Consider the following 11,953-nt stretch of genomic DNA (forward strand, 5'->3'; position numbering starts at 1 on the left):
AACCTTCTTGTATAGGTATGACTTATCCAAAGGCTTTTTGGCGTTTTATGGAAATTTTTCTTTCCGGTCATGGAGTTTGTGCCGCTCCGTATATCCCCATAGTCTGTATTTGCGATAAAATCGACCTCCTATTCACAAGAAAGCGCCCCCGCTCACTGCGATCTTACAGTGAACGGGGGCGCTGTGCTTTTTCATAGAAAAGAGCGGATTTTGCAAGAAAAAATCTCCGTAGGTCCGGGAGGCTTACACCTGATGCTCTGCGATCCACTGACCCATCTGCTGGGCGATGGCCTTGATCGAGCCATCCTCAAAGGGAACCTTCAGTCCGGCGGTCTGCATCAGCTCTGTGTAGCTGGCCAGACCGGCACGGCGCACCAGCTTGAGGTAGCGCTCCCAGGCATCCTTGTGGTCCTTGAGGCTCAGCAGGAAGAACTGCAGCGCGGCCATGGTGGACAGGCAGTAATCAATATAGTAGAAGGGGCACTCATAGATGTGGAGCTGACGCTGCCAGCCGGCACCGCGGCCATAGAAGGGCAGGTTGTCGAAATCGATCCAGGGGCGGTACTTGTGCTCCAGCTCCAGCCAGACGGCGTTGCGCTCGTCCGGGGTGAGGTCGGGGTTCTGGTACATCCTGTGCTGGAACTCGTCCACGATGCAGCCATAGGCCAGGAAGAGGAAGCTGTCCTCGGCGTGGAGCAGGGCGTATTTCTCAGTGTCCTTGCCAAAGAGCAGATGGTGCCAGGGAGCCGTCAGGAACTCCATGGCCATAGAGTGGATCTCGGCGCTCTCCATGCCGGGGCACTCGAGGTCTGCGGGAACCTTGGGGTCACGCTCGGCCACATAGCCCTCAAAGGCGTGGCCGCACTCGTGGGTCAGCACGTCCACGTCTGCGGAGGTGTTGTTCCAGTTGGCAAAGATAAAGGGGGCCTTGTAGGTGGGCAGGCTGGTCATATAGCCGCCGGACATCTTGCCGGGGCGGCTCTCCACGTCGAACAGCTCATTGTCCTGCATAAAGTCAATGAATTCTGCGGTCTCGGGGCTCAGCTCGTGGTACATGGTGCGGGCGGCGGTCATCCGGGCATCGTAGCCGGGGATGGGAGAGGGGTTGCCGTCCTGAAACGCCACAGGCAGATCGGAGAAGGTCAGGTGGGAGATGCCGGTGCGCTTGCAGCGCAGCTCGATCACCTTTTTCAGCTCGGGCACCACATCGTTGGCCACCTGGTCGCGGAACTTCCGGATCTCGGCAGGGCCGTAGCCGATGCGGTTCATCCGCACATAGGAAAGCTCGCTGTAATCGTGGTAGCCCAGGATCTGCGCCTGTGCGTTCAGGTTCTTGACGATCTTGGTGTACAGACCGTCCAGCTCGTCACGGTGGGCATCGAAATACGCTGCCTCAGCCTCGTAGGCAGCGCGGCGGACGGCAGGGTCCAGGTTCTCCTTATAGGGGCCCAGCTGGGGAATGGTCAGCTGCTTGCCGTCAAACTCGACCAGTGCGCCGCCGTACACCTGCTGGTACTGGCTGACAAGGGCGTTGTACTCCTTCTGCAGCTCCACGGTGCGGTCATCCATGCCCAGCACGGCATTCTTCATACCGGCCACGCAGGTGGTGCCAAAGGCTTCGGTCAGCGCGTCCACATGGGCGTTGGCCAGAAATGCCCGGCTGATCTCCACCCGTGCGTTCTCCACGGCGGGGCCGTTGGCATCAAAGAAGTCCTGCTCGGCCTTCCAATAAGCGTCACGGGTGTCGCAGGTGTAGTGGATGCTTGCCAGCTGTGCGGCGGTGTTGTAATCGGCAAAGGCGCGGCTCTGCTCGTAGTAAACATTCACCAGCTCCTCGCCGCTGGCGGCCCCGGCGGCCTTGGCAGCCAGCGCCTTGCACTGGCCCAGCAGGGCATCAATGTCCGGGCGGGTATAACTCATTTCGCTGAATTTCATGGGATTCATCCTTTCGTTTCTTCTTGTCTGAGTGCTGAACCCATATTAGCACGTTTGGGGAAAAAGGGCAATGGAAAAGAGGAACTGCCCCTGTGGAGTAAAGTGTGTCAGAATTGTAAAAGTTAAAATATTTTAGCTATTATTCTTGACTTATCCGACGATTCAGATATAATGGTCGTGTTCGCAAGAAACCTCAAACTTTTTAGATAATAAAAATACAAGTCAATCAAAGGAGAATATTACCATGACGTTTGAAGAAATGAAGAAGATCGTTGTTGACACCCTGAACTGCGAGGAGGACAAGGTGACCATGGAGGCCAGCCTGACCGAGGATCTGGAGGCCGACAGCCTGGATGCCGTGGAGCTGAACATGGCGCTGGAGGATGCCTGCGGTGTGTCCATCCCGGACGAGGAGCTGGCAAAGCTCAAGACCGTGGGTGACATCTACAACTACATCACCGCACATATCTGAGGAAACATGCGATGAATGATATCCGAGATCTGCTCCCCAACCGGATGCGGGAGCGCACTTTCCAGCTGAAAGCCAAGCGGGATGCCGGAGCGGTGTGGCACGAGCCGCAGTTTGTGGAGTGCAAGCAGTGCGGCCGCCGCGCTGCCCGCACCCTGTGGGGCAGAAGTCTGTATGTCTGCCCCAACTGCGGCTACCACATGCCCATTGGCGGGTATTACCGGCTCAGTCTGGTGCTGGATCACGGCAGCTTCCGGGAACTGGACGCTGACCTTGATCCGCAGGATGTGCTGAACTTCCCCGGATACGGGGAAAAGCTTGCCGCCGCCCAGAACAAGACCGGCCTGCACGAAGCTGCTGTCACCGCCGTCGGCCGCATTGGCGGCGTGGCCTGCGTGGCAGCCGTGTTGGACAGCCGGTTCTTTATGGGCAGCATGAGCACGGCTGTGGGCGAGAAGATCACCCGCGCCGTGGAGTACGCCACTGCCAAGCGCCTGCCTCTGGTCATCTTTTCGGCCAGCGGCGGCGCGCGGATGCAGGAGGGCATTTTCAGCCTGATGCAGATGGCCAAGACCAGTGCCGCCATCCAGCGCTTTTCGGCAAAGGGCGGGCTGTACGTCAGTGTGCTGACCCACCCCACCACCGGCGGCGTGACCGCCAGCTTTGCAAGCCTGGGCGATATCATGCTGGCCGAACCGGGGGCACTCATCGGCTTTGCCGGCCCCCGTGTCATTGAGCAGACCATCGGTGAAAAACTGCCCGCCGGGTTCCAGCGCAGCGAATTCCAGATGGAACACGGCTTTGTGGATCAGGTGGTGCCCCGCAGTCAGCTGCGGGATACGCTGATCCAGGTCCTGCAGCTTCATGCCGGAGGGAAACACGAATGATAAAAGATATTTTGGAGCAGCTGGCCCCACTGGACGCACAGATCGCCGCGCTGAAGGGCAGCGGCAGTGACATGGAGGCCATCACCGCCCATGCGTCCGAACTGGCAGAGCTGGCGGTGGAAGAGGACGAGATCCTGCGCTCCTGCGGCCCGCTGACTGCCGAGGACCGGGTCTTTCTGGCCCGTCACCCGGAACGTCCGCACATCGACGAGACGATCTCTGCCCTGTTCACGGATTTCTTTGAGCAGCGCGGCGACCGGCAGTGCAAGGAGGACGCGGCCATTCTGGGCGGCGTGGCCCGTTTCCACGGGATGCCGGTGACAGTCATCGGCCACCGCAAGGGTTCCACGCTGGAGGAAAATCTGGCCTGCAACTTTGGAATGCCGGGGCCGGAGGGTTACCGCAAGGCTCTGCGCCTGATGAAGCAGGCTGAAAAATTCGGTCGTCCCATCATCACCTTTATCGACACGCCGGGCGCTTACCCCGGCAAGGATGCCGAGGAGCGGGGGCAGGGCGAGGCCATTGCCCGGAATCTGATGGAGATGAGCGGCCTGACGGTGCCGGTCATCGCCGTGGTCACCGGCGAGGGCTCCTCCGGCGGCGCGCTGGCACTGGGTGTGGCCAACCACATCCTCATGCTGGAAAACGCGGTCTACTCAGTGCTGAGCCCCGAGGGCTTTGCCAGCATCTTGTGGAAGGACTCCTCCCGCAGCGGCGAGGCCTGTGAGATGATGAAGCTGACGGCGCAGGATCTGTACCGCGGCGGCATCGTGGAAGAAGTGATCCCGGAGCCGGTGGGCGGTGCCCAGCGCTGCCACGCGGCCCTGTTTGAGCGCATGGATGCCGCTCTGCGCGCCCACCTGAAAGAATTGTGCCGCATGAGCGACCGGCAGCTGGCCGATCAGCGCTATAAAAAGTACCGCCAGATCGGAGAAACGAGGAACGCATGAATGGTTTACAGCTGATCGCCACCGGCGGGGCACTTCCCGGACGGACGATCACCAATGACGCGCTGAGCCGCATGGTGGACACCAGTGACGCATGGATCACCAGCCGCACCGGCATCCGCACCCGGCACTGGTGCACCGAGGATGAATCTGCCGCCACGCTGGCCATTGCGGCCGCGCGGCAGGCCCTTGACCGCAGCGGCCTTGCCCCGGCGGACATTGCCTGCTGTGTCTGCGCGACCCTTTCTGCCCCGGATGCCACCCCCAGCGTGGCCTGTCAGGTACAGGCGGCACTGGGGCTGCCCGAAAACCGGCCCGCGCTGGACATCAACGCGGCCTGTTCCGGTTTTCTCTATGGCATGGCTGTGGCGCGGGGAATGCTGACGACTCTGGGCGGGCAGTATGCCCTTGTCATCGGGTGCGAAGCGCTTTCCCGCCTGATGGACCCCACCGACCGCTCCACCTGCGTGCTGTTCGGCGACGGGGCCGGAGCCGCCATTTTCCGGCTGGCAGATACCCCCTTTGCGTTGACGCTGGGGGCACGCGGCAGTGATGTCCTTCATGCGGGCGGGCCGAGCCGGGAAGGCTCTGCCCCCATCACCATGGACGGCAAGGCGGTGTTCCGCTTTGCCGTGGATGCCCTTCCCAAGTGCCTGCACACGGTGCTGGACGAGACCCGGCTGACCCTCGAGGATCTGTCGTGGGTGGTCTGCCATCAGGCCAACAGCCGCATCATCGACCACTGCATCAAAGCCCTGCAGGCCGACCCGGCAAAATTTTATAAGAACATGGATCGCCACGGCAACACCAGCGCCGCCAGCATTCCGGTCGCCCTCAACGAGCTGGCCGAGAGCGGGCAGCTGACCCCGGGCAGACCGCTGGCCTGCATCGGCTTTGGCGGCGGCCTGACCTGGGGCGGCGCGATCCTGCAATACAAAGAGTGAAAATCATGTTCGGCAAACGGGCTCGCCCTCTCAGTCACCTTCGGTGACAGCTCCCCCAAAGTGGGAGCCTTTGGCAAAACCGAAAAGTTTACCGTACTGCCAAGGGCTCTCCCCTTGGGAGAGCTGTCGAGCAGAGCGAGACTGAGAGGGCGAGGACGCTTACCGATAGGATAAAACTATGAAACTTTTAAATGAAATTTTAGGCACAAAATACCCCATCATCCAGGGCGGCATGGCAAACATTGCCACCGGTGAGTTTGCCGCAGCCTGCTCCAATGCAGGTGCATTGGGCATCATCGGCGCAGGCGGTATGAATGCCGACACCCTGCGCGAAAATATCCGCCGCTGCAAACAGCTCACAGACAAGCCCTTTGGCGTGAACATCATGCTGATGCACCCGCAGGCAGACGAGTTTGCCCAGATCGTTGTGGAAGAAGGCGTGCAGGTGGTCACCACCGGCGCAGGCAACCCGGGCAAATATGTTCCCATGTGGAAAGCGGCGGGCATCAAGGTGATCCCCGTGGTGGCTGCCGCCGTGCTGGCAAAGCATCTGGAGAAGCTGGGCATCGATGCCGTGATCGCCGAAGGGACCGAGAGCGGCGGCCATGTGGGCGAGATGGCCACCATGGCGCTGGTGCCGCAGGTGGTGGACGCTGTGGATCTGCCCGTCATTGCGGCGGGCGGCATTGCCGATGGCCGTCAGCTGGCAGCAGCCCTGGCGCTGGGTGCCTGCGGCGTGCAGGTGGGCACCTGCCTGCTGGTGAGCCAGGAGTGTCCCATCCACGAAAACTACAAGGCTGCCCTGCTCAATGCCAAGGACAGCGACACCATCGTGACCGGACGCATCGGCGGTTCCCCGGTCCGGGTGCTGAAAAACCGGATGAGCCGTGAATATGTCCGGCAGGAAAAGGCCGGTGCCGATAAGATGGAGCTGGAAAAGTACACGCTGGGCAGTCTGCGCCGGGCCGTGTTTGAAGGCGACATCTCCACCGGCAGTCTGATGGCCGGTCAGGTGGCCGGAATGCTCCACGAGGTGCGCCCCGTGGCAGACATTCTGGATGACCTGTGGAACGGCGGGAGGCAGCGCATCCGCGCGCTGAGCGAGGAATGCTGACGCTCGGAAAGAAAACCCTGTCTGTGCCCATCCTGCAGGGCGGCATGGGCGTGGGCGTTTCTCTGGGCGGGCTGGCCGGTGCCGTGGCGGCCTGCGGCGGCATGGGGTGCATCTCCACCGCCGATGCAGGCTATCGGGAGCCGGACTTTGCCCGTGACCCGGCCAGCGCCAACCACCGCGCCCTGACCGCTGAGATCCGGAAAGCAAAGCAGATCGCAAACGGTGCCGGTATGGTGGCCATCAATGCAATGGTGGCCACGCAGGACTATGCCGCCGCCATCCGCACCGCGGTGGAAGCGGGCGTGGACGCTGTGGTGTCCGGCGCGGGTCTGCCGCTGGAGCTGCCTGGCCTTGTGAACACGATGGAGGTCGCCATCGCGCCCATCGTTTCCAGCGGGCGGGCGGCAAAGCTCATCCTGCGCCGCTGGGCCAAGGAGTTCGGCCGCACCGCCGATTTTGTGGTCATTGAGGGCTGCAAGGCAGGCGGTCATCTCGGCTTTGCGGAGCAGGACCTGTTCTCCGGAACCTGTCAGACACTGGATGAGATCCTGCCGGAGGTGCTGGCCGAGGTAAAGCCCTATGAGGCGCAGTTCGGCCACAGCATCCCCGTGTTTGTGGCGGGCGGCGTGTACACCGGGGCCGATCTGGCTCACTTTACCAGACTGGGTGCCGCAGGCGTTCAGCTTGCCACCCGCTTTATCACCACCTACGAGTGCGATGCATCCCAGGGGTACAAGGACGTTCTGCTGAACGCCGGTTCTGAGGATGTGCGCATCATCCACAGCCCGGTCGGAATGCCGGGCCGGGCGCTGAACACGCCGCTGGTGCAGGCCATGGCGGAGGGCAGACGCTTCCCGCCCCGGCACTGTGCCCGCTGCCTGAAGACCTGCGACCCTGCCAAGGTACCCTACTGCATCACCCATGCACTGATCGAAGCGGTCAAGGGCAACCTGGAGGAAGGACTTTTCTTCTGCGGGGCCAATGTGGGCAGGCTGGACCGGATGTACACCGTCCGTGAGCTGATGGATGAACTTGTGACCGAATGGAGGCAAAACCGATGAAGCTTGCTGTTTTGTATGCCGGTCAGGGTGCCCAGCACCCCGGCATGGGCAAAGAATTTTACGAAGCATCTTCCGCTTTCCGTGCCGCGTTCGACGCTGCAGACCTTCCGTTTGATCTGCACCGCGTCTGCTTCGACGACCCGGACGGCGTTCTGAATCAGACCGAATACACCCAGCCCTGCATGGTGGCCTTTGCCTGCGGCGTATCCGCCGTTCTGGCCGAGCAGGGGGTCAAGCCCGCTTATGTGGCCGGTCTCTCTCTGGGCGAATATTCCGCGCTGGAAGCCGCCGGTGTATTCACCGCCAAGCAGGCCATTGAGCTGGCAGCCTACCGCGGCAAAGCCATGGCCGACGCGGCCAGCGGCATCGACTGCGGCATGACCGCAGTGCTGAACCTCGACCGGGTCCCCCTTGCAGAATGCTGTGAGCAGGCATCCGCGCTGGGCTGTGTGCAGATCTGTAACTACAATTGCCCGGGCCAGCTGGTCATTGGCGGCGAAAAGGCCGCAGTGGACAAGGCCGCGGAGCTTGCAAAGCAGGCCGGTGCCCGCCGGTGCATCCCGCTCAAGGTGAGCGGCCCGTTCCACACCCGTCTGATGGCTCCCGCCGGGGATGCCCTGGCAAAGCGCTTTGCCGCCGAACCCTTTGGCGAAATGAGCGTTCCGGTGCTGTTTAACTGCCTAGGCCGTGAAAAAGCCGAGAGCGACAGCATCCCGGCCCTGCTGGTCTGGCAGGTGCAGAGCAGTGTCCACATGGAGGACACCCTGCACCGTCTGGGCGAGCTGGGTGTGGATCACATTCTGGAGGTCGGCCCCGGCAATGCGCTCTCCGGCTTTGTGAAAAAGACCCTGCCCGGTGTGACTTGTGTGTCGGTGGAGACCCCGGCGCAGCTGGACACCGTTTTGAACGCATGGAAGGAAGAACAATGAACGAAGAAACCATCATCCGTACCGCCGTTGTGACCGGCGGAAGCCGGGGGATCGGCCGGGCAGTGTGCGTACAGCTTGCCCGGCAGGGCTGCCATGTGGTGGTCAACTACTGCCACGGCGAAGCGGCTGCTGCCGAGACCGTGTCTCTGTGCAGGGCCCTGGGCGCGCAGGCTGTGGCCGTGCAGGCCGATGTTTCCACCGCCGAGGGCTGCAAAAAGCTCTTTGAGGAAGCGGTAAACGCCTTTGGCCGGGTGGATATCCTTGTGAACAATGCAGGCATCACCCGGGACAACCTGATCCTGCGCATGTCCGAAGCAGACTTTGATGCCGTGCTGGACGCAAACCTCAAGGGTGCGTTCCTCTGCTGCAAGGAAGCGGCCCGCCGGATGGTGCGCCAGCGCTGGGGCCGGATCGTCAATCTGAGCAGTGTCGTTGCCCTGCGGGGCAATGCAGGCCAGACGAATTACGCCGCCAGCAAGGCCGGGCTCATCGGCCTGACCAAAAGCCTGGCCCGGGAGCTGGCCAGCCGCAATGTGACAGTAAACGCTGTTGCGCCCGGCTTTATTGAAACTGATATGACCGCCGCCCTGCCGGAGGCTGTCCGCACCGAAATGGCAAAGGACATCCCGGCAGGCCGCGCGGGCCAGCCGGAGGACGTGGCAAACGCGGTGGCGTTTTTTGCCGCAGAACAAAGCAGTTATCTCACCGGGCAGGTGCTCTGTGTGGACGGCGGCATGGCAATGTAAAAGGAGAAATTCTCTATGGAAAAACGCAGAGTCGTGATCACCGGTCTGGGCACCGTGAACCCGCTGGGCAACACTGCTGCCGACAGCTGGGCTGCCGCAAAGGCAGGCCGGTGCGGCATTGGCCCCATCACCCAGTTTGACACCACCGATTTCAAGTGCAAGCTGGCCGGTGAAGTGAAAAACTTTGACCCCGAGACCGTTGTGGACAAAAAGGAAGCCCGGAAGATGGCCCGCTTCACCCTGCTGGCACTGGCTGCTGCAGCCGAGGCCATTGCCGACAGCGGCCTGAATACGGAAGCAGAGGCCAAAAACATCGGTGTGGTCCTTTCCAGCGGCATTGGCGGCCTGCCCACCATCGAGGAGCAGCACACCCGCGGGGAAGAAAAAGGCATGGAGAAGGTCAGCCCCTACTTTGTGCCTATGTCCATTGCCAACATGGCGGCGGCACAGGTGGCCATCCGGTTCGGCCTGAAGGGCATGTGCACCTGCCCGGTCACGGCCTGTGCCGGCGGCACCAATGCTGTGGGCGATGCCTTCCACCGCATCCGGGACGGTTACGAGACTGCCATGGTCTGCGGCGGTGCCGAAAGCTGCATCAGCCCGCTGGGCATCGGCGGTTTTACCAGCATGAAGGCGCTTTCCACCGCCACCGACCCGGATGCTGCCAGCCTGCCCTTTGATGCCCGCCGCGGCGGCTTCGTGATGGGCGAGGGCAGCGGTGTGCTGGTTCTGGAAGAGCTGGAGCACGCCCGGGCACGCGGTGCGCATATCTACGCCGAGGTGGTGGGCTATGGTGCCAACTGCGATGCTTACCACTTTACCGCACCGGCTCCCGGCGGCACAGGTGCCATCGACTGCATGAAGCTGACACTGGCCGATGCAGGCATTGCCCCGGAGCAGGTGGATCACATCAACGCCCACGGCACCGGCACCCACATGAACGATGCCTGCGAGACGGCTGCCATCCATGCCGTGTTCGGTGAGCACGCAAAGCAGCTGACCGTGGTCAGCACCAAGAGCATGACCGGCCATCTGCTGGGCGGTGCGGGCGGCATCGAGGCCGTGTTCACGGCGCTGGCCCTGCGAGACCAGTTTGCCCCGCCCACCATCCACTACGAGCAGCCTGACCCGGAATGCGATCTGGACTATGTGCCCAATGCAGGCCGTGCACAGGCCATGACCTACGCACTGAGCAACAGCCTGGGCTTTGGCGGGCATAACGCCTGCATCGCCCTGCGCAGATGGGAGGGCTGAGCCATGGCAGAACCGCGCACCGTGCGGGAGAATGCAAACGCCCTGAACAGTGAGCAGATCGCAGCCCTTCTGCCTCACCGCTACCCCTTTGCCCTCGTGGACCGTATCCTGGACTACGAGCCGGGTCAGTGGGCCATTGGCCGCAAGTGCGTATCCCGCAATGAAGAATTCTTCTGCGGTCACTTCCCGGGCCAACCGGTCATGCCGGGGGTGCTGATCCTGGAAGCACTGGCCCAGACCGGAGCTGTTGCGGCACTGAGCATCCCCGAAAACAAAGGCAAGCTGGCCCTCTTCGGCGGCATCAAAAATGCCCGCTTCCGCAAACAGGTCGCCCCCGGAGATGTTCTCACGCTCCATTGTGAGCTGGTGGAACAGCGCGGCCCGGTGGGCATCGGGAAGGCATCCGCTTATGTGGATGGCAAGTGCGCCGCAACAGCGGAGTTGACCTTTGTGCTGACCGAAGCAAACACAGGGGCTTAAGGCGCTTTGTGCGCAGCAATCGCCCCCAATACCATATCGTATATAAAAGGCAGGATACCATCGCCATGATGATATCCTGCCTTTGTTCGTTCCTGTTTACCGTTCTGCATACTCCCTCCGCAGAACCTCTTGTAAACAAAAAACGTACCCGAACCCTTTTTCATAAAGAATCGGGTTCGGGTACGAACTGTATGGTGGACGGTACAGGACTCGAACCTGTGACCTCCTGCACGTCAAGCAGATGCTCTACCAGCTGAGCTAACCGTCCAGATGTCGTATCGACTTGAGTATGATACCACATTTTTCGCGCAATTGCAAGGGCTTTTTTGAAAAAAGTCTGCCTTTTCCGTTTTTTGCCCCGGAGGATTGGCGCAAAGGCCCCTTTGCGGGGGCTGGCAGGGGAGAGGTGCTCAGAGCGCCCGGCGGATGATGTCGTAGAGGATGGGCTTCATGTTGTCGATGTTGTCGGGCTTGCCCTCCAACACGGAGGTATAGCACACCGACATGCACATGCTGCCCAGGGCGGTGATGCGCTGGTAGATCTCCCGCTCAGTGCGGCCTGCCATCTCGGGGCTGCACATCACGATCTGGAGGACCTTGCGCATCAGCGGCTCGGCCTCGCCGCTGGCTTCGATCTGATCCAGCCCGGGCCAGACAAAGCTGCGCTCCAGGAAGCGGAGCATCAGGGTGTCCGCGCGCAGGGCTTCGATGATATGGTCAATGACAAAGATCATCTGGTCGGGAAAGCTGGTAAGCTCGGCGGCGTGCTGCTCGGCGGCGGCACAGGCGTTGTCCAGCAGCTGGTAGCTCACCCGGGCCAGCAGGGCCTGCGTGACCGAACCCTTATCGGCAAAATAGAGGTAGAATGTGCCCTTGCCCACCTTGGCGCGGGAGGTGATATCCTCCACGCTGGTCTTGGAGGTGCCCCGCTCCAGAAACAGCTCGTAAGCTGCGTCCAGAAGCGCGCGGCGCTTTTCCTGTTTCTTTCCTTCCACGGTGCTCATAGCTTGCTGCATCCTCTTTTCTGACGTTGTTTTGTCGTGTAAACAATATTTTAGCAGGGAGAAGGGAAGAGTGCAAGAGCAAAAGCCCCCGGACAAGCTATACAATTTTTGCTTTGTGATAAGAAAACTGACTTTTGGTCATTTTCTATCTTGACACCTTGCGTCGATTGGTTATAATAGTGC

The 11,953-nt window shown here is 61.3% G+C and carries 12 protein-coding genes and 1 tRNA gene; 10 read left to right on the forward strand and 3 right to left on the reverse strand.

The annotated features are described in order from the left end of the window. Positions 1 to 243 precede the first annotated feature (243 nt). Positions 244 to 1,935 carry a M3 family oligoendopeptidase gene (locus D3F01_RS10715; RefSeq protein ID WP_242888599.1) on the reverse strand — a complete coding sequence of 564 codons (1,692 nt, stop codon included), beginning with the start codon at positions 1,933 to 1,935 and terminating at the stop codon, positions 244 to 246. 244 nt (positions 1,936 to 2,179) lie between these two features. On the opposite strand from D3F01_RS10715, the gene acpP reads away from it, so the two are divergent. The 10 genes from acpP (at position 2,180) to fabZ (ending at position 10,766) form a co-directional block, all read left to right on the forward strand. Beyond that, complete coding sequence (gene acpP / locus D3F01_RS10720; RefSeq protein ID WP_005935295.1) at positions 2,180 to 2,407, forward strand: acyl carrier protein; 228 nt, start codon at positions 2,180 to 2,182, stop codon at positions 2,405 to 2,407. A gap of 11 nt (positions 2,408 to 2,418) precedes the next feature. After that, the gene (gene accD / locus D3F01_RS10725; RefSeq protein WP_242888601.1) at positions 2,419 to 3,291 is read left to right on the forward strand and encodes an acetyl-CoA carboxylase, carboxyltransferase subunit beta; all 873 of its coding nucleotides are present in this window, start codon (positions 2,419 to 2,421) and stop codon (positions 3,289 to 3,291) included. After that, entirely contained in the window at positions 3,288 to 4,241 is a 954-nt protein-coding gene (locus D3F01_RS10730; protein ID WP_005935299.1) for an acetyl-CoA carboxylase carboxyltransferase subunit alpha, read from the forward strand. The genes accD and D3F01_RS10730 overlap by 4 nt, the downstream gene beginning before the upstream one ends. After that, positions 4,238 to 5,182 (forward strand): beta-ketoacyl-ACP synthase 3, encoded by a 945-nt coding sequence (locus D3F01_RS10735; RefSeq protein ID WP_097773326.1) that lies wholly within the window; start codon positions 4,238 to 4,240, stop codon positions 5,180 to 5,182. The genes D3F01_RS10730 and D3F01_RS10735 overlap by 4 nt, the downstream gene beginning before the upstream one ends. Positions 5,183 to 5,360: 178 nt before the next feature. Continuing rightward, positions 5,361 to 6,296: a DUF561 domain-containing protein gene (locus tag D3F01_RS10740; RefSeq protein ID WP_242888603.1), complete on the forward strand. Its 936-nt coding sequence runs from the start codon at positions 5,361 to 5,363 to the stop codon at positions 6,294 to 6,296. Next, positions 6,290 to 7,357: a nitronate monooxygenase family protein gene (locus D3F01_RS10745; RefSeq protein WP_156067298.1), complete on the forward strand. Its 1,068-nt coding sequence runs from the start codon at positions 6,290 to 6,292 to the stop codon at positions 7,355 to 7,357. The genes D3F01_RS10740 and D3F01_RS10745 overlap by 7 nt, the downstream gene beginning before the upstream one ends. Then, positions 7,354 to 8,286, forward strand: coding sequence for an ACP S-malonyltransferase (locus tag D3F01_RS10750; RefSeq protein ID WP_242888605.1), 933 nt, complete (start codon positions 7,354 to 7,356; stop codon positions 8,284 to 8,286). The genes D3F01_RS10745 and D3F01_RS10750 overlap by 4 nt, the downstream gene beginning before the upstream one ends. Further along, positions 8,283 to 9,032, forward strand: coding sequence for a 3-oxoacyl-[acyl-carrier-protein] reductase (gene fabG, locus D3F01_RS10755; protein WP_197036327.1), 750 nt, complete (start codon positions 8,283 to 8,285; stop codon positions 9,030 to 9,032). The genes D3F01_RS10750 and fabG overlap by 4 nt, the downstream gene beginning before the upstream one ends. 15 nt (positions 9,033 to 9,047) lie before the next feature. Further along, positions 9,048 to 10,286: a beta-ketoacyl-ACP synthase II gene (gene fabF / locus D3F01_RS10760; protein ID WP_005935311.1), complete on the forward strand. Its 1,239-nt coding sequence runs from the start codon at positions 9,048 to 9,050 to the stop codon at positions 10,284 to 10,286. 3 nt (positions 10,287 to 10,289) lie between these two features. Continuing rightward, positions 10,290 to 10,766 (forward strand): 3-hydroxyacyl-ACP dehydratase FabZ, encoded by a 477-nt coding sequence (gene fabZ / locus D3F01_RS10765; protein ID WP_242888610.1) that lies wholly within the window; start codon positions 10,290 to 10,292, stop codon positions 10,764 to 10,766. 192 nt (positions 10,767 to 10,958) lie between these two features. Here the strand turns inward: fabZ and D3F01_RS10770 are convergent. After that, positions 10,959 to 11,034, reverse strand: a tRNA-Val gene (locus D3F01_RS10770). A 142-nt stretch (positions 11,035 to 11,176) separates the two neighbouring features. Beyond that, positions 11,177 to 11,770 (reverse strand): TetR/AcrR family transcriptional regulator, encoded by a 594-nt coding sequence (locus D3F01_RS10775; protein WP_097773333.1) that lies wholly within the window; start codon positions 11,768 to 11,770, stop codon positions 11,177 to 11,179. Positions 11,771 to 11,953 lie beyond the last annotated feature (183 nt).

The organism is Faecalibacterium sp. BCRC 81149, assembly GCF_022750605.1.
Taxonomy (GTDB): Bacteria; Bacillota; Clostridia; order Oscillospirales; family Ruminococcaceae; genus Faecalibacterium; species Faecalibacterium duncaniae.

What these genes read in the sequence shown, in the direction of transcription:
- acpP (WP_005935295.1), top strand. Translation starts at nt 2,180, where the DNA reads ATGACGTTTGAAGAAATGAAGAAGATCGTTGTTGACACCCTGAACTGC.
- D3F01_RS10750 (WP_242888605.1), top strand. Translation starts at nt 7,354, where the DNA reads ATGAAGCTTGCTGTTTTGTATGCCGGTCAGGGTGCCCAGCACCCCGGC.
- D3F01_RS10715 (WP_242888599.1), bottom strand. Translation starts at nt 1,935, where the DNA reads ATGAAATTCAGCGAAATGAGTTATACCCGCCCGGACATTGATGCCCTG.
- D3F01_RS10735 (WP_097773326.1), top strand. Translation starts at nt 4,238, where the DNA reads ATGAATGGTTTACAGCTGATCGCCACCGGCGGGGCACTTCCCGGACGG.
- fabZ (WP_242888610.1), top strand. Translation starts at nt 10,290, where the DNA reads ATGGCAGAACCGCGCACCGTGCGGGAGAATGCAAACGCCCTGAACAGT.
- accD (WP_242888601.1), top strand. Translation starts at nt 2,419, where the DNA reads ATGAATGATATCCGAGATCTGCTCCCCAACCGGATGCGGGAGCGCACT.
- D3F01_RS10775 (WP_097773333.1), bottom strand. Translation starts at nt 11,770, where the DNA reads ATGAGCACCGTGGAAGGAAAGAAACAGGAAAAGCGCCGCGCGCTTCTG.
- D3F01_RS10745 (WP_156067298.1), top strand. Translation starts at nt 6,290, where the DNA reads ATGCTGACGCTCGGAAAGAAAACCCTGTCTGTGCCCATCCTGCAGGGC.
- fabF (WP_005935311.1), top strand. Translation starts at nt 9,048, where the DNA reads ATGGAAAAACGCAGAGTCGTGATCACCGGTCTGGGCACCGTGAACCCG.
- D3F01_RS10730 (WP_005935299.1), top strand. Translation starts at nt 3,288, where the DNA reads ATGATAAAAGATATTTTGGAGCAGCTGGCCCCACTGGACGCACAGATC.
- D3F01_RS10740 (WP_242888603.1), top strand. Translation starts at nt 5,361, where the DNA reads ATGAAACTTTTAAATGAAATTTTAGGCACAAAATACCCCATCATCCAG.
- fabG (WP_197036327.1), top strand. Translation starts at nt 8,283, where the DNA reads ATGAACGAAGAAACCATCATCCGTACCGCCGTTGTGACCGGCGGAAGC.